This window comes from Flavobacterium sp. FG139 (assembly GCF_057809695.1).
Genome location: NZ_JBMDKL010000010.1, coordinates 113,484 through 134,607, shown reverse-complemented (window position 1 = coordinate 134,607; position 21,124 = coordinate 113,484). Strand labels below are relative to the sequence as shown.

The following is a 21,124-nucleotide window of genomic DNA, read 5'->3' as shown; positions in this document are numbered from 1 at the left end:
AAAATATCTTTTTAAGATTCCTTTCCTCTAGATGATTATCTCATTACACAATTTTCCTAACCCTTTCAAAATTCAATTCTGAAAAAGCACTAATAACCATATCTGCTTTGGAATAGTCTTGCAATTTAGAGTTGACACTATCATAGCCTATACAGTAAATTCCAGCGGCTTTGGCGGCACGTATTCCGTTGGTACTGTCTTCAATGACAATGCAATTTTCAACTGGAGTTCCAGATAAAAAGGCAGCATGCTGAAAAATAGCTGGATGGGGTTTCGACTGTGGAAAATCTTCTCCCGAAACAATATGAGAGAAATACTGATGCAAACCAAATCGGTGGAACACCCTATTGATAGTGACTTTAGCTGAAGAAGAAGCCAAAACCAGCTGCATACCGTTGCTATGTAAATCTTTAATCAAATCTTCAACACCTTCCAACAAAAATAAATCTTCTTTTTGATCAAAAGCGTCGTTAAATAGAGACCGTTTGGTTTCAATTAAACTCGCAACGTCTTCCTTTATATCAAAATGCTCTTTTAATTTTTCAAAGGTATTTTTAGTCGAAAATCCTGTAAAGGAAGCATACATTTCTGGAGAAACCGTAATGTTCAATTGCTTAAAATGTTGATTGTAGGCATAATGGTGTACCGGTTCGGTATCTACAATTACACCATCCATATCAAAAATTACAGTCTGTATCATATTGTTGTTGTTTCGCAATGACGAAAAGCAGTATTAAAAATTAAAGACACTTATTACTATTCACTAATTACTATTTACTGTTCACTAATTACGCTTTCTTAAGCAAATGTCGAATTACCGTTTCAGCAGCATACAATCCGAAAAGTCCGGGCATATAACTGTTGGTTCCGTAAAATGATTTCTTAAAATTAGAACCATCGGTCATTTTTAAACTACTTTCATCTTGAATTTCAGAGGAAAACACTACTTTTAATTTGTCAATTTTTACTTCTTTCAAGCGGCGTCTGATGGTTTTGGCTAAAAAGCAATTTTCGGTATTTGAAATATCCGATACTTTTACTTTGGAAGCTTCCATTTTGCCACCAGCACCCATAGACGAAATGATTTTAACGCGTTTGCGCTTGGCTGCTATAATCAAATTTAACTTTGGTGTAATGCTATCAATACAATCCAAAACATAATCAAACTCTTCTGTAACTACTTCCAATGCGCGCTCCGGCGATAGGAATTCTTCAAGGCGTGTTAAATTTAATTCCGGATTTATGTCCATTAATCGATCGCCAACCACATGCACTTTGGGCATTCCCACGGTAGAATGCAAAGCCGGTAATTGACGGTTTATATTGGTAATATCCACCACATCACCATCAACAATAGTAAGGTTTCCAACGCCTGCACGAGCAAGGAATTCGGCTGCAAACGAACCTACGCCTCCCAAACCTACCACTAGTACTTTGGCGTTTTTTAAATTGTTTAATCCTTCGGGTTTAAATAGTAATGCTGCGCGTTCTTGCCACTTTGCCATATCTTAGAATGTTATATTGTTAGGGTTGAAAACTGTATTAAAATTAGAGTGTATTTGTGTTGCCAAATCGGTTACTGAAATGTTTTTATAATGTGCCGCTAAAGTATATACTTCTTCCAAGGTTTCGGCTATAGTATCGGTTTCTAAAAAGAATTTATCATTGGGCACCGCTTTAAAAACCGATTCCAATTCTGTCCCGAAGTCTCGGGATTGCAACAAATATTTTCCAAAAGACAAATAAAAACCATGGTCTACTAATTGTTTGGCAACTTGTTGGTTTTTAGAAAATCCGTGAATGATGATGGGAACCGAAATCTTCATTCGCTTTTTAATTGCTAGTAACTCATCAAACGCCGCTACTAAATGCAATACCAATGGTTTTTGAAACTGTTCGGCCAAAGCAATTTGTTGTTCAAATACGGTAGTTTGCAAAGACATCGGTACATCGATTCGTTTGTCTAAACCACATTCGCCCAGCGCCAAACATTCGGGTAATGGCAATTTTTCTGCTATCGTTTTTAAATCGGCTTCCAATCGGTTTTCGTCTATATACCAAGGATGAATACCGATAGAATAATGGGGTATGGCAGCATCAAATTCCCATGGATACTGATTCACCAATTCTAAAGTCGTAGGCGAATTGGAATAGCGGTGTGTATGTAAATTGAAAAATTGCATGTGCAAAAATAAAGGGAATATACAGTAAATCACAAATTTTCACAGAATTTTAAGTCAGCTCCTAGTTTACCGATAAGTTTAGCCCAGATAGCAGTGGAAATCCTTTTCATTTGTTGCCTGAGGCACTCAAAGGCAACAAATGAAAAGATTGTAACGGATAGCTGGATTGGCTTCAAAAAAACTTCGTAAATTTGCGGCTCAGGAACTTCAAAATGCTACGAAACGCCTTTCGCAAATACATCAATAATTTTAGAGGATTTTCTAGAGAAATCTGGATACTTACATTCATCACGTTCATCAATCGAGCTGGTACTATGGTGTTTCCGTTTTTGTCGAAATACCTGAAAGAAGATTTGCATTTTTCGTATGAACAAGTGGGTTGGATTTTGACCTGTTTTGGATGCGGCTCCATGCTTGGCTCGTGGTTAGGCGGTAAATTATCGGATAAGATTGGATTTTACCCCATCATGATTTTTAGTTTGTTTACCAGTGGATTGGCATTTTTTGTCTTGCAGTTTATTACTTCTTTTATCGGACTTTGTATCAGTATTTTCGGAATTATGGTTATAGCCGACATGTTTCGCCCGGCTATGTTTGTGTCGCTAAGTGCTTATGCCAAACCCGAGAACAGAACTCGAGCCTTAACTTTGGTGCGCTTGGCTATTAATCTTGGGTTTGCTGCCGGACCCGCTTTGGGCGGATTGATCATTATGAATGTAGGGTATAAAGGATTGTTTTGGGTAGATGGTGCGACGTGCATTTTGGCGATTTCTATTTTTTGGATGTTGGTAAAAGAGCGAAAAAACCATTTGATTTCTAAAGAAGAAAAACAATTGATTGAAGCCGATAGAGTATCCGTGTTTAAAGACCGACCGTTCTGGATTTTCTTATTTTGTTGTGTGGTTACAGGCATTTTGTTTTTCCAAGTATTTACGACCATTCCGTTGTATCATCGAGAGCAATTCAATTTGACCGAATTCCAAACTGGCTTGTTGCTTACTATGAATGGTATTTTGGTTTTCTTTTTGGAAATGCCGATTGTGAGTTATGTAGAGCGCAAAAAAATCAATAAAGTCAAAATGGTTTCGTTAGGCTGTTTGATGATGGCCATCAGTTTGTTTTTGATGCTGATTAATACTTGGGTGGGAATTTTGGTTGTCATGATGGTATTCATGACTTTTGCCGAAATGTTTGCTTTTCCGTTTTCCAATTCGTTTGCGATGAGTCGCGCTCCCAAAGGACACGAAGGGCGTTATATGGCCATATTTACAATGAGTTACAGCATGGCGCACATCTTGAGTGCCAAAGTGGGAATGGGAATCATTGCTTGGCAAGGATACCAAACCAATTGGGCTTTTATGGGAACTTTAGGATTGATAGGTGTGGCCTCTGGGTATTGGGTCATTCGATTGGTGGCTCAAGAAAAGACACCACATAGAATTGTTGCAACTAACTTTAACCATCCTACTGAAGGTGGTGAACGAGAGATTTAAAGAATCGTTCTAGGGTTTGAAAGACACACTATACTTATATTTTAACGTCACTTTGAGTGATTTTAAGCAATACAATGAAGTAAAATTATATCGAGAAGATTTATTTTCAATAGTTCTCGATACATTTTATAAAAAGCTATCGCATTTTATAAAACACTCGAAATGACGGTGGTGGTAAATAATAAAATAGAGTTCTAAGACGTCACTTCGAGTGATTTTGCGTAATGCAATGGAGTAAAATGGTTTCGAGAAGCTTTAGTTTACAGTAGTTCTCGATACATTTTATAAAAAGCTAATCGCATTTTATAAAACACTCGAAATGACGGTAGTTCTATATATAATCGTATTGTTCTTATCAGTGAAATTCCTAATTCCTAATTTTTAATTCCTAATTAAACAAACCCTTTCCGTATTTCCATAAACGACTTATTGGTTCCTACCAATTCATCAATAATGACTTTGCGAAGAAGGTCGATATTGTCTTCTTTTAGGTATTTCGCCCAGGCGGTTTCTTCTAGTAAGGACCGTATTTGTTTTATAAGTTTGGTAGTTTCAGGTGCGGTGCGCAAAACCTTGTTCGAAGTAAACCCAGCACTTTGTTTGTGATTGAAATGCACCGTTGCGGTAGCATAATCAACTTCAATAAAATACAACTTCTCATAATCATTATCGGGATAAAAATCGCTCCAACGCGCAAAACCAACTTTAATTCTTTGAGAATTACTACTGGTTGGTACTAAGCGCCATTTGCAATTGGCAGCCCTGCCCCAATGGTTTGACATACGGTAAACACCTTCATTGGTAAAATAATAACTACTACCCGACTTGCTTTTGTAGTGCAATTGCAAGTTAACTAATGCCGAATTAGCCACTTCCTGAAAGATACAAAAGGTATATTTATGAAAATTGGTTTTGTTGTATGTTTTTACTGCCATAGCTTATTCTACAAGACTTTCGACAAAAATAATCAATTGAAATGGATAAGCTACTATTTTAGTAAACGTTAAATTTAGTTAAATAACTATAAAAATAGTTGTGTAACTAAAAATATAGTTATATGTTTGTTTTATCAAAATGAAATACTAAACGTATCATGCAAAAGTTGACCAACAAAGAAGAAGAAATCATGCACATTTTATGGAAGCTCAAAAAAGCTTTTGTAAAGGAAGTTATGGCAGAAATTACGGAAGAGCAACCTCATTACAACACCCTTTCTACTATTATTAGAAATTTAGAAGAAAAAGGATATGTAGATCATAATGCTTTTGGAAATACCCATCAATATTATCCGATTGTGGCAATTGAAGATTATAGAAAAGAGTTCATGAATACCGCTATTGAGAATTATTTTAATAATTCGTATAAAAATATGGTGTCCTTTTTTGCCGAAGAAGATAAAATCTCAGCAGACGAATTGCGCGAGATTTTGGAAATTATTGAGAATCGAAAATAGCCTATTGTAACCTAAAATAAGTACAACCATGCAAGACGTATTCACCTATCTTTTAAAATCGAGCGGATTGATGATTGCCTTCTTTCTGGCCTATCATCTACTGTTGCGTAAAGAAACTTTTTTTACGGCCAATCGTTGGTTTTTACTTACAGGTTTAATGACTTCTGCCCTATTACCACTATTTTTTATCAAAAAAATCAGGTATGTAGAACGTCCCAAGCTCACCATTGACGACATGATTGCCTTGTCGAGTCAAACGGCTACAAAGGTATCGAATGCTGTTCCTGTCAAAGAAAGTATTGATTGGATTCAAATAGCCGTTATAAGCTATGGAATTGTAGTAGCTATATTGTTTGTTAAGATTCTTCTGAATTTGTTTTCAGTCATGAAATTAGTACACGGTCAAAAGGTGCAAAAGGAAGACCGCTATGCCATTATCGATATCAATAAAGCCGTGGTACCTTTTTCATTCTTCAATTATATCGTATTCAATTCGCGTTTATATGCTGCCGAAGAACTTGAAAACATTATCTGTCACGAAAAAGTACACAGCAAACAAAAACATTCTTTAGATGTCTTACTGGCACATTTCTTTACCATTATTTTTTGGATCAATCCGATTGTTTGGTGGTATAAAAAAGCCGTAATACAAAATTTAGAATTCATTGCCGATCACCATGCCATCCAACAAATAGAAGACAAAAAAGCCTATCAAAAAACACTTTTAAAGGTAGTTTCTCATCAAAGCTGCTTACCCATTACCAATCATTTTTATCAATCATTAATCAAAAAACGAATCGTTATGTTAAACAAAAACCAATCCCACAGCAGCAATTCATGGAAATATGCTGCAGTACTTCCAGCTCTAATTGCCTTTGTATTTTTATTTCAAGTACGAGTAGTTGCACAAGAGAAAAAAGCAAAAACCACTTCTGATGCTGTCAAAGCAACAGCTATTGGCTATGTAACCAACAAAGATGCCACCAATGAAGAAATGAAAAACGACACCAAAACAGCCAAAGAGCAGTTGGGTTTAGATTACAAATTTTCGAACGTAAAAAGAAATGACAAAGGCGAAATTATTGCCATCAAAATTGAGTACAAAACTAAAGAAGGTAAATCGGGTAAAATAGAAGTCGATTCTGATGAACCCATTGAGCCTATTTATTTCAATGCCGAAGGAGATAAAATTGGCTTCACTAAAATGAATGCACCCAATTTTGCTCAAAACAATAATAGCTCGGATAAAACTATTTTTAGAGACATCAAAATCAATACGGCTAAAGAAAATGAAGATGTAAAAGGGACTCAAAATTCAATCATCATTATTAACGGTCAAAAATACGATGACGCTACTTTGAGAGATTTAGACCCCAATTTTATTCAAAAAATAGATGTGATTACCGACAAAGATGTCGTTAAAAAATATGATGAAAAAGACAAACATAGCGTCATTATGGTCACCACCAAAACCATTAAAGATTCTGAAAACATCACTGTTAGAGACAAACCTATAATATTCTCTAACGACAATGGAGATGACATTGTCATTACCGACAACTACAAATTGTTTAAAGTTCCGGGTAGTCCAAGCGTGTTGTTTTCTGAAAATGCTCCAGTATTGATTGTAAACGGAAACGTGCAAAGCAATCCGAAAGCCACTTTAGAAATTATGGACGTTAACAAAATCAAATCGGTGCGTATTTATGATGAAAACGACAAAGAATCAAAAGGAACGCCGATTAAAAAAGTGGTGATTACTACGAAATAAATTAAGGTAAAGACACACTGCAAAAGTTAAAAATTTGCAAAACATCATTTGGCAAAATAAATCTCTTTTTAAATTTGTTTAGAATTTTTAAACCTAATAATCATGTCAAGAAATAGAATCTTTATGAAGTATGCCGTGGCTGTAATGCTTTTATTTCAACTGCATACGTTGGCTCAAAGCGACAAATCGTTTTCATTATCAGAATCGGAAGATCACAGTAACGATATCGTCATGACTTGGAACAAAAACACACCCGAGTCGGAAATGAAAGACGACATCAAAGCTTTGTCTGAAAAGGGAATTACCATCAAATATTCGGGTGTAAAACGCAATGCTAATAACGAGATTACCGCTATTAAAGTAGCCTATGCAGACCGCAAGGGAAATAAAGGCAATTTGGAATACGACAACCAAAAACCCATTACCACTATCGTGTTTTACAAAGAAGGTGACGAAATAGGTTTTGGAGAATCAAATTCCACTAATAATGGTTTTGCAAGCAACGATTTCACGAACGGTTTTACCAATCCGCAAGACTTAATGAAGCAGTTTCAATTCAACAATGGTGGAGGCGATTCGAGATCGTTTAGCTTTAGTTTTCCCAATGACGGTGATGGTGGCATGAAATCCTCTAAGTCGCGCATCATGATTCAAAGAGACGATAGAAAACCTTTGGTAATAGAAGACGGAAAGATTATTGAAGGTGGCGATGATTATACTCCTGAAGAATTAGAAAAGATAAAAAACGAAAATAAAGTGGACTCTTTTGGATTCAACAACAACGGTCAGAAACAATTCGATTTTAGAAATCAGGATGGCTTAGACCAATATAAAAAGCAAATGGAGCAAATGCAATTGGAATTGAATAAAATGGCTCCGAATCTAAAAGGTACTGATGACACCCAATCGGAAATGGAGCAAGCCAAACAGGAAATGCTAAAAGCCAAAGAAGAAATGATTAAAGCGCGTGAAGAATTGGAAAAAACCAAGAAAGATTTAGAGAAAAGCAAACCTAAATTAAAAACACAAAAAACATAATAATCCCAAAAAGATCGTTCCAATAGAGCGGTCTTTTTTACTTTTGTAACAAATTAAAAACCCTATGTTTAAAGTTTTAGCTAAAATCAACAAACTCCTGCTTCCCAGTTTTACCAAGCAGCAATTGGACCTCACCAAAGCCAAAAAATGGCAATTGGCACTGATTGGGTATCGGTATTATGTTACTGTTAGAGCACTGGAGCAATAAAACACCTCAACACCTATTTTTTTAATAGGGAAAAAGCTGACTATCACGATACTATTTAAGTAACCACATATTTTTTGCTTTTTTATATCACTTTTGATTTGCAAATTACACATTTATACCTATATTTGCACCCGCATTAAGGCCTCGTGGCGCAACTGAATAGCGCACTTGATTACGGCTCAAGAGGTTACTGGTTTGAATCCAGTCGAGGTCACTCTTCAATCCCCAATCCCTTATAAATAAAGGCTTGGGGATTTTTTTTATTCATTTGTGCCCTTTTTGTGCCCATTTCTAATATCTTTACTAAGATATAAATTTCTCCTAATCAAACAAATAGAGAATTTAATTATTTATAATATTTGTTAGAGGATAAAAATCATTAAAAATAAATTCTAAGGGTATGCCTATTTTTACAAATAATTCAACCTTTCCTTTTCATAAATTCAATTTACTAGATAATAGAGAATTTGACTCTTATGATGATTTAAAAAATTTTGTTTTTGTTGATTTTCCAGAGTCAACAATGACATTTGAAAATCTTTTGATACATTCTATAAAGCAATTCGAAAATCAACATCTGTTTGAAATTATAACAATTTACTCGCTAAGAGCTATCTTTAATAAATCACATAAAAAAATTTCTTTAAAGGATGGAATAACATCTTCATCAATTTCAAATATTAATGACTTTCTTAAACTTTTAAATATGAGAATCGATTTAAATAAAATTAATGACTATCTAGAAGATTTAATTAATGAAAATAAAGGCATACAAGTATATAAGACAGCGCTGATTTCCGGCATAATAAGATTTACGTACAAATATCTGTATGTAAAATTTGCTAACTTAATATATTGCAATACCGAGGACGAATTTACTGAAGTATTAGATGTAATTAAATATATAAATAAATACACTCTTTACAAATCAAAGTTTGAAGAAGGAAAATGTGATTCATTTAATTACCATCCTATTAAAACTTTTTTACATAATTATAAAAAATCTTTTAATACTAAAGATGAAATCGAAATAGAAAGAATAAACAATGAAATGTTACTTTACTCAGATTTGAAAGATTCTGAAAAAATTTTAAATCAACTAATTGAAAAAAATATAATTTTTGATGATTCACTAAGTCAAACGAAACAAAATAGAACTTTACGTCCCTTTTTCATTCTAATCACAAGTGTTTTTTTTCATAGAGAATATATTAACTCAAAAAGTGATGATCATGAGGTAATCGAATATTTTAAAAAATTTCGCCTAAGGATGAAAAAATAGCCATACAAAAAAAAACAATATCAAATCGTCCTATTTTTTTTTAATGGTGTAAAAATTAGGACTTTTTCACTTTCTGATTATTTGTTGCTTTGCCATAAGAAAAACAAATAATTATGGAAACACAAATTCTACCTCCAAAATATCTCTCAAGATATGAAGCAGCAGCTCATCTTAAAGTCTCTGCTAAAACCATCGACCGTTTAATACGTGACAACCGAATTAAAGCTTTTAAACTTGGTAAAAGAGTCTTAATTCATTTTGACTCAATGACTGAGGAAAATATCAATGCTGTAAAACCAAAGTTTCAAAATAAAAGCTAATTTTTTATCTCAAAGCATATTAACAAACTTTAAATCATTTAAAAACTTTTCATCTATGAATAAAAATATAGAAACCCGAAAATGTTTGCATTCTGGGGAAGAATTCATTCCTAAAAGAAACAACCAAGTATTTGCTTCTAAAAAAAATAGAATCAACTATCATAATGCCATCAACAACAAATTACGAAACGAATTAAAGTCAACTAATAACCAACTAATAGTCAACTATAAAATTTGCATAGAATTATTAGATAAAAATAAATCTATAACTGTTCATAGAGAATTTTTGAAGGGAAAAGGCTTTGACTTCCGCTTCTTTACAAATATGGTTGAGAATAAAAGCAAAACAGCTTATACCTATGCCGTATATGATTTTTCATTTGAAAAAGTTGATGAAAACAACTATTTATTAACTAAGCTATGATAGATCCAGATTTAAACAATGTAAATCTAATTCCTGAAAGTAATTTAACTATGTTGGAAATAGAAAATGTTTCAAAAATTAAAGATGAAAATAAGTTTTTGAAGCGTTCAATTATTGTAATAATTATTGTTACCGCAATAGTTGCTATAAGAAAGTATTACAATAGCAAAAAAGAAAAATCAACTATTAAATAAGTCAAATCTAATAATTGAAAAAAAAACTTAAAATGATAAAAGAAAAAAACATCTACGAAAATGGTTTTGTCAAATTATCAAAAGCTATTTTAGATTGGCAATGGTATACTGAACCAAATGTGTTTAGGTTATACATTCATATCCAGTTAAAAGCAAATTTCAAGCAAAATAATTGGAGAGGAATTGAAATTAAAGTTGGTGAGTTCATTACCTCTGTTGAGAAGCTTCATGTTGAATTGAATCTTTCCGTTCAAAACATAAGAACGGCTCTAAAAAAATTAGAAAAGACAGGTTATATTAAGCTTAGACCAACAAGCCAATATTCATTAATAAAGCTTATAGATTCAGATGTTTTCATTGTTGAATATAATTATAACAACAAACACAATAGCAATCAAAAAACAAACGTGCAACAATCAAATAACAATCAAGTAACAACAACTAATAAAGAAAAGAAAGAAAAAACTATTAAAGAAGAAATAGAATTATTTCAAGCAGAGCTTGATAAATATAAAAATCAATATTCAAAAACAATTTTAGATTCTTTTTTTAATTATTGGACAGAAGAAAATAAGCAAACCGGGCGACCAAAATTTATTGAAGAAAAATTTTGGAATTTGAATACTAGACTTTCTAATTGGAAAACATTTATAAAAACTGATAACAAAAAATCATTTATAAAAAATAGAAATCATGAACAACTTTAAAGAAGTTTTAGAAAATTTTAAAAAATTAGATAACGAATCTGTAAATACTGATTTTCGATTGTTTTTAAAAGAAAATAAAATATTACTATCTCAAGACAATGTTAATGAGCTGTTTTTAATCATTTTCAAGAAAATGTTTAAAAAAGAATTTGAAATTAATGATGATTCTAATCAATACTTACAATTACTACTAAATTACTTTTGTGGAAATGAAGATTTTTATAATTCTCCTATTTTAATAAAAAATCTTAACAGCCCATCTCTAAATAAAGGATTATTAATTATTGGCAATTATGGCGTAGGTAAATCCAAAATCTTAAAAACATTTGAGGGGTTATTCACTACTTATTGTGAATTCAATAAAAGCTATTATTTTCGAATATATAATGTAATGGATGTTGTTAACACTTTTGAAACATTAGAAAATATTATGCAAAAAAATGATTTTTATAAAAAACATTCAAAAGGTTTCAAATGTTATGATGATGTCAAATCTGAACGAGATGCTTCAACTTATGGAAAAATTCCAATAATAAAAGATATTTTATTTTCAAGATATGAAAATGATACAAGAACAATATTCACTTGTAATTTCGATGAAAATTATCCTGATGATTATATAAAAGCAATAGAAGAATTTGGATCTAAATATGATGGAAGAATATATGATAGAATATTTGAAATGTTTAACATTGTAGTTGTCGGAGGAAAAAGTCTTAGAAACTAAATTCTATACCAGTTCTATTTTTTTAGTTTTCAACTTTGTATCTACATTTTTGATCGGAAAACCTTCTCTTCCTCCATCACTATCATTATTTTCAAATATAATGCAATAGCTGATTGAATCATTACCTTCTTCGATTAAATCAGTCAATCCTATGATGCTTAATATAACATTTGAACTATTAAATACTAATCCTAAATAGTGAGGATAATAAGTGTTATTTTCCTCATTGATCTTTAATTCAACTATATGTTCTTGGATTCTCCCTTGATTATCTAATAGCATCTTAAACTTCTTTGGTGATTTAAAATCTCCATGTGTTTCAAAATATTGCAGGGTTACAATTCCATTTTCTAGAAACTTGTTTATCTGAGTAGGAAAATTAAATTTTGAGCGAGCTACTACAATATCGAAAGATGCCATAAAAGTTTTTTGAGGTTTAAAAACAATAACAAATAAAGTGAATTAAAACGTATTAATAGATTTTAATACTTCTTAATACGTTTTAAAGTTCACGCTCTTGTTTACCTTTTTTGAGATTCCATCAATTGAAATAGTATTTTAACAATTGATTTATAAAATTTCATCAATTAAGTTTATTTATTTTTTCAAAATGCGGAAAACCGTAAAAAAAATACTTTGGTTGTTTTTACTTTTGAAAAAACACGTAAAACTACCTACTAAATTATTGTTAAAGATTTTTATTTTTGGTATGTTTGATATGTAACAATTTGTAACGATAATTATGGCTGACTTATTTAGAAAAAAATCATTTACAAAAAATGATGTTGAAAAAGATGATACTGGGGTTTCAATGCAAGAAGCCATAAAATTGTTAGACAATAGTAAATTTAAATCTGATTTTGAAAAGCATCTAAATTTGAATAATCTTAAAAAAGAATTCATTTCAATTCCTGGAGCTTCAAAATTGGTTAATACCATATTAGAAGTTGAGAAAAAATTTGAAAAGTATGATGTTGAAACATCTATTCAAAACATAAATATTTCATATAAAGAGAATTATAATTTTAGTTTTTCAAATATTGTTGATTTAGAGGCGCAAGCTTTTTTTGAGAGTGATGAATTTGTGGCAACTCCTATTTATTCATCTCATACAGATTTCTTTTCAGATTTATACAGTATGGATAGATATGCTAAGAAATTAATCGCTAATGGCCATAAAGATTTAGTGTTTTATAATTTCGATTATTTAAAAAAATTAAAACTTAATGAAATTGAAACAAATAAAGTTTACAGAATAATTCGTGATACAAATAATCAATACTATTTACGAGCTATAACATCTAGAAGATACTTTGATTATAATAATAGAATTGCAGCATTCATAGGTTTGATTACCCTTCATAATGAAATGAAAAGTTCAAAAACTAAATTTATTGTTCAAAAATGTGAATACAATGAATCCTACATAAGAATCTTTTTCAAAAGTAATAAATCAAATAACATAACAAAAGTTGGTAATTTCGATAATATTATTGAAGTCTCTAACGATGAAATAAAAAGAGAAGCACTAAGATTTAATTGCATTTATTCTTTAAATTTTGAAGGTCAATCAAGCAATGATATATTTTTTATAAAGCCTAAAAAAGCTAAATCAAGCATATTATCAATTAAGCATAGTCAATTACCGGTAACAGCTATAAATCAACTTGCCGAGTTGTCAAACTACACTGATGTTGAAAAAGAATTACTAGACGATATTAAAGAAATTGCAAAAATTAAGAAGCCAGATGAGATTAAGTTTTTAGTTAGGCAAAAAATTGATAAAGCAAAAACAAGCGATATAGCTAAATACAAGAAAAATTTACTTGATACAATGAGTAGTAAAGTTGATAGTATAGCAGAATTATTAGAGATGTTTAACAAATTAGATATGCTTACCGAAGATATTGATGCTAAAGAGTATTTGAGATATGTTGTTTATGAGGCTTTAGTTTATAGAAGGTGATTTTAATAAAAATATCAAATGTATATATCAGAATTAAAACTTTGGAATTTTAGAAAATATGGTAAGGGATTAAATGATTTAGACCTTGAAAATCCACATCTAACTGTGCCTTTTGAAAAAGGCATGAATATTCTAATTGGTGAAAATGATTCAGGAAAAACAGCCATCATAGATGCCATTAAATTAGTACTAAAAACACACGCATATGAATGGATAAAAGTTGAAAAGTCAGATTTTCATTCAAATACTGAAAAACTGAGAATTGAAATTCATTTTAAAGGAATTGCTGAGGATGAAGCCAAACATTTTATTGAATGGTTAGGTTGGGAGGATGAAGAAGTTGATGAACAAATAACTAAAAGACCTAAATTAATTTTAGTTTATCAAGCAGAATTCAAGGATAACCGAATTATACCATCTGATGTTAAAGCAGGTATGGATGGAACGGGTTTTCTTTTAAACGCTGAGGTTAGAGAGTATTTAAAATGTACTTATTTAAAAGCCTTGCGTGATGCAGATAGTGAATTAATGGCTAAAAAGAACTCTAGGCTATCTCAAATTTTACAAGAGCATAAGTTATTTAAAAAGAGAAAAGGTGATACCAGTAAACATCAATTAGAACGAATTTTTGAAGATGCAAATAGTTTAATTAAAAACTATTTTAATGATGATAATGAAAAGGTTGATGGTCAACAAAGTAATAAAAAACAAATTGCTGAACCTATCAACACATTTTTAAAAAATTTTATTGATGATAACTATATCTCAAAGTTTGATATAACAGAAGCAGAAATTAAAAGTATTCTTGAAAAAATTTCATTAGGTATTGATGGAAGGAAAAATTTAGGTTTAGGTACTATGAACCGATTGTTTATGGCTGCTGAATTATTGCATTTGAAAAAGGATAATTATGATGGTTTAAAGTTGTGTATAATTGAAGAATTAGAAGCTCATTTGCACCCTCAAGCTCAGATGAAAATTATTGAAACCTTGGATGGAGAGTCTAATAACGGCATTCAATTTATACTTACAACTCATAGCCCTAATATCGCTTCAAAAGTTGATTTAAAATCTTTAATAATTTGTAAAAACACTAATGTTTTTCCTTTAGGAGAAGATTATACTTATTTGGGTGAAAAAACGAAAAAAAGTAAATACGCAAATAGTTATAAATACCTTAAACGATTTTTAGATGTTACAAAATCAAATCTATTTTTTGCAAAAGGTGTAATTTTAGTGGAAGGTTGGTCAGAAGAATTATTAATACCTGAAATCGCAAAAAAAATGGATTGTGATTTAACTAAAAAAGAAGTTTCTATAGTAAATGTTGGTTCAACTGCATATCTTAATTTTGCCAAGGTTTTTTTGAGAAAAGAAAATAGTGATGAATTAAAAGTTCCCGTTTCAATTGTTACAGATTTAGATGAAAAAGAATATAAAAGGGAAGCTATTATTGAAGATGGAAAGCAAAAAGAGGTTGAAAAAGAGAAACAGTATTCATTTGTAAAACAAAATATTACTAATCATAACAAATTGGTTGAAGAAAAAGAAAATCAAATTTTAGATAAAAAAAGTGATTTTGTAAAACCTTTTGTCTCTAAACAATGGACTTTTGAATGGTGTATACTAAAATCAACAGTTTTGGGAGATTCATTCAAAGAGATTTTAAAAATAGTACATTCAACTACATTTGTTAATTGTAAAAAGGATGAAGATTGGGAAATAGGATTAGCAAAATTACTTCTAAATAATGGACTTGAAAAAACAGATCTTGCTTACCAACTAAGTGAAAAAATCAAAGTATCAAATTCCTTAAGTTTCAATGAGGATGATACTTTTTACTACATCGTTGATGCTATAAAACACGCTTGTAAAAATGGAAATTGAAAAATACATACCTCAAGCAGAAAAAATCTTTTTAGGAGAAGGAACTTTTAAAGATGACAGAAATGAGCGAATAGATTTTATTAAAAATTTGGAAACTTGTGACTTATTAGCCGTTCCAGGAAGTGGAAAAACTACCGCTTTGATAGCCAAATTATATTGTATCGCTCAAAATATGCCTTTTGAAGATGGTTCTGGAATTTTGGTATTAGCTCATACTAATAATGCTATTGACGAAATAGAAAAGAAACTAAAAAAACATTGCCCTCAACTTTTTGAATATCCCAATTTTGTGGGCACAATTCAGAGTTTTGTCAATAAATATTTAGCTATTCCGAATTATATATCACATTTCAAACAAAGACCGATAACTTTTGACACAGAAAGATATGATTACCAAATAAATAAATATTACTCAAATATTAAAAATTTAAGTTTAAAGAATTGGTTAGATAAAAAGCAGAATCCAATAAAGTTTTTATTCAATCTAAGATTTGACAATGATTATAACCTAATAAATGGATTAAATTCCAACAAAGAAGATTTTGAATTGAAAGACCAATCAAAACCAACATATAAAGGATTAAAATCATTTAAAGAAAATTTGATTAAAAATGGTTACTTACATTTTGATGATGGTTATTTTCTTGCGAATAAGTATTTGTTAAAATTTGAAACAATAAAATTAATTCTTCAAAAGCGCTTTAAATATGTTTTTATTGATGAAATGCAGGATTTAGAAAAGTATCAAATTAATATAATTGATGATATTTTTTTTTCAATATATTCTAAAACAATAATTCAAAGGATTGGAGACAAGAATCAATCGATATATAATATTGTAAAAGAAAACTGTGATTGGGAAACTCGCCAAGAGTTTGATTCACAAAAATATATAGATTTAAGTTTTCAAAATTCTTTACGATTGAATTCAAATGTAGCAGATCTAGTAGATAAATTAGTTTTAGAAAGACCTAAAAATTATAAAGTCGTTGGACAATTACAAGAATCAAATTTAAAACCTCATTTAATTGTCATTAATAGAGATATAACTGGAAATCAAATAAAGAATCTATTCATAGAATTAATTAAAAAGTATAACCTACATCATTGTAGTAAAAATGTAAAAAATGGATTTAAAATTATAAGTTGGAATACGGTTTGGAATAATGACGAAGAAAATATTGATAAAAAAACAAAACTTAAAAAATTGCGCCTAATTGATTTTTATGAGAATTATGAAAAAGAAAGTATAAATAAAAAAGGCGATCATAGTTGTTTAAAGGATTATTTATACCACTATGATAAAGATAAGAAAACGTTAGAATCAATTAGGAAATCTATTCTGAATAGTTTTACAAGGATTTTAGATTTAGAGGATATAAAGGATGAGAGAGAAAGAAGATATCGAAAATCTACTTTAATGCAATTCATTAAAAATCAAAGTGAAGATGATTACAATGACTTTAAAGCTAAATTATATTCTTGGTGTTTTAGAATTGTGGTTTATAAACAAAATGAAGAAGTTAATACAGAAATTGTATCTTTTGTTAAAAGTAAAGATTTTATAGGTTTAAATTGGCAAAATTTAGAAAATTATAAGCCAAAGATTATTTCAAAATCAAACCAATTTATAATTTCTAGTGATTTTCAATTAAAAGAACAAATGAATGAAGTTTCAAAGAAAAAAGAAGATATACAAATAGACTTAGCATCGGTTCACGCTGTTAAAGGGCAAACACATTGTGCAACTATGTATATTGAATCAGCATATCAAAGACCAACTTACGATACTCAAAAAATTATAAAACCAAAGGGTAAAGATAAATCTAATCCTTTGTTACTTGAGGAGCATAAATGCAAAGGGACATATGACAAGCAAGCATTAAAAATGATGTATGTAGGATTTTCAAGACCAACTCATTTATTATGTTTTGTAGTCTTAGAAGAAAATGTTAAAGACTATTTGGATAGTTTATGTCATACGAAAGGTGGGATTTGGGTGGTAGAAAATTTAACTGCTTCTTAGTTATATTAGGTTAATTGATAATAAGTTTAATTGATTAAAAAAAAATCAAATGAAAATAAGTATAAAGAATGATATTTCGTATTTAGAAATTGAAAAGGCATACAAGGATTTAAAGAAATCGTCAAATGTAGATTTATATATTCCTGCAAATATTACAGGCAAACAGCTTGGTATTTATACTGAAATAATACAACTAATAATTACTTGGAGTAGGTTAAGCACAGGAAAGCTTTACATTCATTATAATTCAACTACATTAGAGCTTGATGACAAAATAGACAAAATGTTTAATCGTTATTGGAATTTTGTTGCAGGTTGTATGGGATATAAAAACGGAATTTTTTTATTAGACCAAACAGATGTTTCTTCCAAAGTTGCAAATGTGATAAAAGAAAGAACTTCATTTTTAAAGACTAATGAGAATTGGAAAAAAGGAACTAATAGTTTTATTTCTTCAGTACAACATTCTGCTAATCCATATCCTTCAGCATTTTATTTTTCTAATGGAATATTAAAATCAAAAAAAGAAATTATTGAATTGTCAAAAAATATATTAATTGATATATCAAAAAACTATATTTCAAGCACTTCAACTTTTGTATTGGAACATTACGAAAAACTAATAGGAGAAATTATATTTGAACTTATAGAAAACACTCATTATTGGAGTCAAACAGATTATACAGGAAAAACTTTCCCAACAGGCTTTAGAGGTTTATTGTTTTCTTCTCATCAAGGAAATAAAGAAACATTATTATCAAACTGTAAAGATGATAAGCCAATGTTTGACTATATATCTAATTTGATTACTAATAATGAATCTAATAATGTTATTGTTGAAATTTCAGTATTTGATTCAGGAGCAGGATTGGCTAGCAAATGGAGTAAAAAAGAAGTTAAAGACTTTGATTCAAAAGAGGAGATTTACGAAAGTATTATTGATTGTTTAATTAAAAATAATACTAGCGATAAAACAAGTAGTTACGAACGAGGTTTCGGATTACATAATATGATGACATTATTAGGAGATAGAAAAGGGTATCTTAAATTAAGGACTAATGGATTAAAACTTTTTAGAGATTTTGATAAAAATCCTTTTAATGGTTATACAGAAAACAATCGTGAAAATTATAAATTAGATGATTGGCATAGTATTCAAAAGAAAACAATTCCTAGTTACAAAACAGAAGGGACAATGTTTTCAATTTTTTTACCAATCCAAATAAATTAATTTATGATAATCACTTCATTCAATCATTCAAATAAATTGCATTGGTGCATTGCAATATCTTCTTGTGATAATAATCTAGAACTAGAAACAGAAATAAAGTCATATCTTAATTTTAATTATACACCAGAGTTTATTCACTTTTTAAGACCTGATAATTCAGAAAATTATGAGATTAAAAAAGAAAGAATACCAAATTTCGAAAGTATAAAGATTACCGAATATAAGTACAATTCAGATGGTTCAATAGTTTATGTTTCAGATGGTAAAAATATTAAAGAAGATATTTATTCAGAACTTTCAAAATCTATTTGCACTCATTTTTTAGTTAAGTACGATTCAATATTAAAAGCAGGTTTAGAATCTTATTTTTTATTGCCATCAGGTGTTTACGCAACCCATTTTATCAGGATAGCTAATATTTTTAAAGAAAGTCAAGATATAAATGTTTTATCTATTTTTCTACTACCATATTTTAAAGATAATCCAGACATAATTTATTCAGATACTCCAACAATCTTTCCATTAATCTACTCTTGTATTTTATATAAAAACATTAATAAATCAGAGGTTTATAATCCAAGAGTTAAATTTTATTCTTCTAATCACGTTACAAAAGATGAAATAGAAAATATTGGAAATTCATTATTTATTGTATCTACTTCAATAAATGGTTCTTTGCCTAAAAAGTTGAATGATTTAGGAATTGATTGGTCAAAAATTGTTGTATTATTTGCTTTTGATAATAGTACAGTGAGTCGATATTCTATTATGAGTAAACAAAACTCAATAGAAATTTTAAGTACAGAGTTTGTCTCAAGAAAACCTGAAGAGTTTAAGAAACTATATCCTAACAGAACATTTGAAATTAAGTTTGAAGATGAACAATTTATCCCATCACCACCGACAGTTTCAAGGTTTAAAATAATATTAAAAGATGCTCCAGAGAATTTAAGTGATTTGATGTATAATTATTTAGATTATGATTTTGTTAGTTGTTATAAAGGTCAAAATTCTTTAGGAAAAACAAGAGACATCTATATTGATGTTAGTAAACTATTTATTGATATTGACAGAGAAAAATTAAATCATTTTGAAAAGAAAACAAAAAATTTAATTATTAATCAACTTCCAATCAATATTAAAAGTATAATATATGTTGATGATGCTGAATCAAAATACATAGCAGATAAGATACAAGAGTACTATCAAGTAGCCCATTCAAAAACTGTTGAATCAATTTTATACAAAGAATTAAAATTAGATGAGACATTTTCAGAACCATCTTGTTATTTAGTTTGTTCGTCTTGTATTTCAAATGGGAAAAAAATATCAGATGTAAGTAGAAAGCTGAGAACACAAGAACATTCACAAATTATTTATTTTAATGGATTTGTGCGTTGTATTGATGAAAAAGCATACTCTAATTTAATGAGTAACATCAAATATGGTAAATACAATGATTTTTCAACATATAGTTTTATTACAATTGACAAAATTTTGTTGCCTAATGAAGATAGCGATAGTATAAGTTGGGAGTTTGAAAAAGAATTGATAAATATACTATTAGAAGGATTTAATGTATTTGAAACAAAAACATTAATTAATGATAATACAAAAGAATATTTTCAGAATAGATATAATGAATTGAATAACAATATTGATGGTTTAATCAATAATGTTTATTTAAAAAAATCAAATGGAGATAGGTTAGTCCTTAATAAGAATTTTGCTTTCTTTAAATTTACAAATTGGAATCCTGAGGATATTCAACAATCGAAAGTTTATTTTTCTATATTATCAGTATTGCATAATTTTAGGATTAAAAAGAACATAAAGCAAACAATTTACGAACGACATATTTTCGATCCTGAAAACTTCAACAGATATAATGATGGAATAATACAAGCATCTTTTTTGAGAGCAGCTACAAATAAAGAATTGAATTATGAAATTGATAGCAATGCAAGTTCATTGATGTCTACAATAATAATAAGTTCAATAGATGATAATAACAACAAAGATACTGCACCTTATGAGTTCTTAATGGCAATATGTATAGGAAAATTAACTCTTCAAAAAAGTGATTTAATTTCAATTTACCGACTACATCAACATAATTCAGATAATATTATTGTAGTTTTATTACAGATTGTTTACTCAAAATTCATAAAGACTGAAATAAAGTTGAAATAACAGAATATTGGTTGGCTAGTT

General features: G+C 29.6%; 21 protein-coding genes and 1 tRNA gene. 17 read left to right on the top strand and 5 right to left on the bottom strand.

Features of this window, described 5'->3' with window-relative positions; all coding sequences use genetic code 11:
• Positions 1-43 precede the first annotated feature (43 nt).
• From ACODSI_RS10295 to ACODSI_RS10285, 3 genes are all read right to left on the bottom strand, one after another.
• Positions 44-700 carry an HAD family hydrolase gene (locus ACODSI_RS10295; protein ID WP_488916766.1) on the bottom strand — a complete coding sequence of 219 codons (657 nt, stop codon included), beginning with the start codon at positions 698-700 and terminating at the stop codon, positions 44-46.
• Positions 701-788: 88 nt separating this feature from the next.
• Entirely contained in the window at positions 789-1,505 is a 717-nt protein-coding gene (locus ACODSI_RS10290) for a tRNA threonylcarbamoyladenosine dehydratase (protein WP_488916765.1), read from the bottom strand.
• A gap of 3 nt (positions 1,506-1,508) precedes the next feature.
• A complete protein-coding gene (locus tag ACODSI_RS10285) occupies positions 1,509-2,183 on the bottom strand; it encodes a TatD family hydrolase (RefSeq protein WP_488916764.1) in 675 nt (224 codons plus the stop codon).
• Between the two features lie 212 nt (positions 2,184-2,395).
• Between ACODSI_RS10285 and ACODSI_RS10280 the strand changes: the two genes are divergently transcribed.
• Positions 2,396-3,676: an MDR family MFS transporter gene (locus ACODSI_RS10280; protein WP_488916763.1), complete on the top strand. Its 1,281-nt coding sequence runs from the start codon at positions 2,396-2,398 to the stop codon at positions 3,674-3,676.
• Between the two features lie 392 nt (positions 3,677-4,068).
• Here the strand turns inward: ACODSI_RS10280 and ACODSI_RS10275 are convergent, their stop codons facing one another.
• On the bottom strand, positions 4,069-4,611 hold the full coding sequence (locus ACODSI_RS10275; RefSeq protein WP_488916762.1) for a hypothetical protein: 543 nt from the start codon (positions 4,609-4,611) through the stop codon (positions 4,069-4,071).
• Positions 4,612-4,769: 158 nt separating this feature from the next.
• Here ACODSI_RS10275 and ACODSI_RS10270 point away from each other — a divergent pair, with 158 nt between their 5' ends.
• From ACODSI_RS10270 to ACODSI_RS10220, 11 genes are all read left to right on the top strand, one after another.
• Entirely contained in the window at positions 4,770-5,129 is a 360-nt protein-coding gene (locus ACODSI_RS10270) for a BlaI/MecI/CopY family transcriptional regulator (protein WP_488916761.1), read from the top strand.
• Between the two features lie 28 nt (positions 5,130-5,157).
• A complete protein-coding gene (locus ACODSI_RS10265) occupies positions 5,158-6,900 on the top strand; it encodes a M56 family metallopeptidase (RefSeq protein ID WP_488916760.1) in 1,743 nt (580 codons plus the stop codon).
• A 102-nt stretch (positions 6,901-7,002) separates the two neighbouring features.
• Complete coding sequence (locus ACODSI_RS10260; RefSeq protein ID WP_488916759.1) at positions 7,003-7,938, top strand: coiled-coil domain-containing protein; 936 nt, start codon at positions 7,003-7,005, stop codon at positions 7,936-7,938.
• Between the two features lie 64 nt (positions 7,939-8,002).
• On the top strand, positions 8,003-8,146 hold the full coding sequence (locus tag ACODSI_RS10255) for an SsrA-binding protein (protein ID WP_488916758.1): 144 nt from the start codon (positions 8,003-8,005) through the stop codon (positions 8,144-8,146).
• A gap of 140 nt (positions 8,147-8,286) precedes the next feature.
• Positions 8,287-8,360, top strand: a tRNA-Arg gene (locus tag ACODSI_RS10250).
• 186 nt (positions 8,361-8,546) lie between these two features.
• Positions 8,547-9,428: a hypothetical protein gene (locus tag ACODSI_RS10245; protein WP_488916757.1), complete on the top strand. Its 882-nt coding sequence runs from the start codon at positions 8,547-8,549 to the stop codon at positions 9,426-9,428.
• Positions 9,429-9,541: 113 nt separating this feature from the next.
• Positions 9,542-9,748, top strand: a complete 207-nt coding sequence (locus ACODSI_RS10240; protein WP_488916756.1) for an excisionase family DNA-binding protein — start codon at positions 9,542-9,544, stop codon at positions 9,746-9,748.
• A gap of 55 nt (positions 9,749-9,803) precedes the next feature.
• Complete coding sequence (locus ACODSI_RS10235) at positions 9,804-10,172, top strand: hypothetical protein (RefSeq protein ID WP_488916755.1); 369 nt, start codon at positions 9,804-9,806, stop codon at positions 10,170-10,172.
• Complete coding sequence (locus tag ACODSI_RS10230) at positions 10,169-10,366, top strand: hypothetical protein (RefSeq protein ID WP_488916754.1); 198 nt, start codon at positions 10,169-10,171, stop codon at positions 10,364-10,366. Before ACODSI_RS10235 ends, ACODSI_RS10230 begins: the two co-directional genes overlap by 4 nt.
• 32 nt (positions 10,367-10,398) lie before the next feature.
• Positions 10,399-11,073, top strand: coding sequence for a hypothetical protein (locus ACODSI_RS10225; RefSeq protein WP_488916753.1), 675 nt, complete (start codon positions 10,399-10,401; stop codon positions 11,071-11,073).
• Entirely contained in the window at positions 11,060-11,800 is a 741-nt protein-coding gene (locus ACODSI_RS10220; RefSeq protein ID WP_488916752.1) for a P-loop NTPase family protein, read from the top strand. Before ACODSI_RS10225 ends, ACODSI_RS10220 begins: the two co-directional genes overlap by 14 nt.
• A gap of 3 nt (positions 11,801-11,803) precedes the next feature.
• Here ACODSI_RS10220 and ACODSI_RS10215 read toward each other — a convergent pair whose 3' ends face one another.
• Positions 11,804-12,220 (bottom strand): hypothetical protein, encoded by a 417-nt coding sequence (locus ACODSI_RS10215; RefSeq protein ID WP_488916751.1) that lies wholly within the window; start codon positions 12,218-12,220, stop codon positions 11,804-11,806.
• Between the two features lie 322 nt (positions 12,221-12,542).
• Here ACODSI_RS10215 and ACODSI_RS10210 point away from each other — a divergent pair, with 322 nt between their 5' ends.
• The 5 genes from ACODSI_RS10210 to ACODSI_RS10190 are packed head-to-tail and all read left to right on the top strand — an operon-like array spanning position 12,543 to position 21,103.
• Positions 12,543-13,766 carry a hypothetical protein gene (locus ACODSI_RS10210; RefSeq protein WP_488916750.1) on the top strand — a complete coding sequence of 408 codons (1,224 nt, stop codon included), beginning with the start codon at positions 12,543-12,545 and terminating at the stop codon, positions 13,764-13,766.
• An 18-nt stretch (positions 13,767-13,784) separates the two neighbouring features.
• On the top strand, positions 13,785-15,653 hold the full coding sequence (locus ACODSI_RS10205) for an ATP-dependent nuclease (protein WP_488916749.1): 1,869 nt from the start codon (positions 13,785-13,787) through the stop codon (positions 15,651-15,653).
• A complete protein-coding gene (locus ACODSI_RS10200; RefSeq protein WP_488916748.1) occupies positions 15,643-17,679 on the top strand; it encodes a UvrD-helicase domain-containing protein in 2,037 nt (678 codons plus the stop codon). Before ACODSI_RS10205 ends, ACODSI_RS10200 begins: the two co-directional genes overlap by 11 nt.
• 49 nt (positions 17,680-17,728) lie before the next feature.
• Entirely contained in the window at positions 17,729-18,910 is a 1,182-nt protein-coding gene (locus tag ACODSI_RS10195) for a hypothetical protein (RefSeq protein ID WP_488916747.1), read from the top strand.
• Between the two features lie 3 nt (positions 18,911-18,913).
• Complete coding sequence (locus ACODSI_RS10190; protein WP_488916746.1) at positions 18,914-21,103, top strand: hypothetical protein; 2,190 nt, start codon at positions 18,914-18,916, stop codon at positions 21,101-21,103.
• The last annotated feature ends 21 nt before the right edge of the window (positions 21,104-21,124 follow it).

Bases quoted from the DNA above. Each gene is read 5' to 3' on its own strand.
- ACODSI_RS10255 (WP_488916758.1), top strand. From the start codon at position 8,003: ATGTTTAAAGTTTTAGCTAAAATCAACAAACTCCTGCTTCCCAGTTTT.
- ACODSI_RS10280 (WP_488916763.1), top strand. From the start codon at position 2,396: ATGCTACGAAACGCCTTTCGCAAATACATCAATAATTTTAGAGGATTT.
- ACODSI_RS10200 (WP_488916748.1), top strand. From the start codon at position 15,643: ATGGAAATTGAAAAATACATACCTCAAGCAGAAAAAATCTTTTTAGGA.
- ACODSI_RS10240 (WP_488916756.1), top strand. From the start codon at position 9,542: ATGGAAACACAAATTCTACCTCCAAAATATCTCTCAAGATATGAAGCA.
- ACODSI_RS10245 (WP_488916757.1), top strand. From the start codon at position 8,547: ATGCCTATTTTTACAAATAATTCAACCTTTCCTTTTCATAAATTCAAT.
- ACODSI_RS10210 (WP_488916750.1), top strand. From the start codon at position 12,543: ATGGCTGACTTATTTAGAAAAAAATCATTTACAAAAAATGATGTTGAA.
- ACODSI_RS10195 (WP_488916747.1), top strand. From the start codon at position 17,729: ATGAAAATAAGTATAAAGAATGATATTTCGTATTTAGAAATTGAAAAG.
- ACODSI_RS10265 (WP_488916760.1), top strand. From the start codon at position 5,158: ATGCAAGACGTATTCACCTATCTTTTAAAATCGAGCGGATTGATGATT.
- ACODSI_RS10290 (WP_488916765.1), bottom strand. From the start codon at position 1,505: ATGGCAAAGTGGCAAGAACGCGCAGCATTACTATTTAAACCCGAAGGA.
- ACODSI_RS10215 (WP_488916751.1), bottom strand. From the start codon at position 12,220: ATGGCATCTTTCGATATTGTAGTAGCTCGCTCAAAATTTAATTTTCCT.
- ACODSI_RS10260 (WP_488916759.1), top strand. From the start codon at position 7,003: ATGTCAAGAAATAGAATCTTTATGAAGTATGCCGTGGCTGTAATGCTT.
- ACODSI_RS10275 (WP_488916762.1), bottom strand. From the start codon at position 4,611: ATGGCAGTAAAAACATACAACAAAACCAATTTTCATAAATATACCTTT.
- ACODSI_RS10190 (WP_488916746.1), top strand. From the start codon at position 18,914: ATGATAATCACTTCATTCAATCATTCAAATAAATTGCATTGGTGCATT.
- ACODSI_RS10205 (WP_488916749.1), top strand. From the start codon at position 13,785: ATGTATATATCAGAATTAAAACTTTGGAATTTTAGAAAATATGGTAAG.
- ACODSI_RS10225 (WP_488916753.1), top strand. From the start codon at position 10,399: ATGATAAAAGAAAAAAACATCTACGAAAATGGTTTTGTCAAATTATCA.
- ACODSI_RS10295 (WP_488916766.1), bottom strand. From the start codon at position 700: ATGATACAGACTGTAATTTTTGATATGGATGGTGTAATTGTAGATACC.
- ACODSI_RS10285 (WP_488916764.1), bottom strand. From the start codon at position 2,183: ATGCAATTTTTCAATTTACATACACACCGCTATTCCAATTCGCCTACG.
- ACODSI_RS10235 (WP_488916755.1), top strand. From the start codon at position 9,804: ATGAATAAAAATATAGAAACCCGAAAATGTTTGCATTCTGGGGAAGAA.
- ACODSI_RS10220 (WP_488916752.1), top strand. From the start codon at position 11,060: ATGAACAACTTTAAAGAAGTTTTAGAAAATTTTAAAAAATTAGATAAC.
- ACODSI_RS10230 (WP_488916754.1), top strand. From the start codon at position 10,169: ATGATAGATCCAGATTTAAACAATGTAAATCTAATTCCTGAAAGTAAT.
- ACODSI_RS10270 (WP_488916761.1), top strand. From the start codon at position 4,770: ATGCAAAAGTTGACCAACAAAGAAGAAGAAATCATGCACATTTTATGG.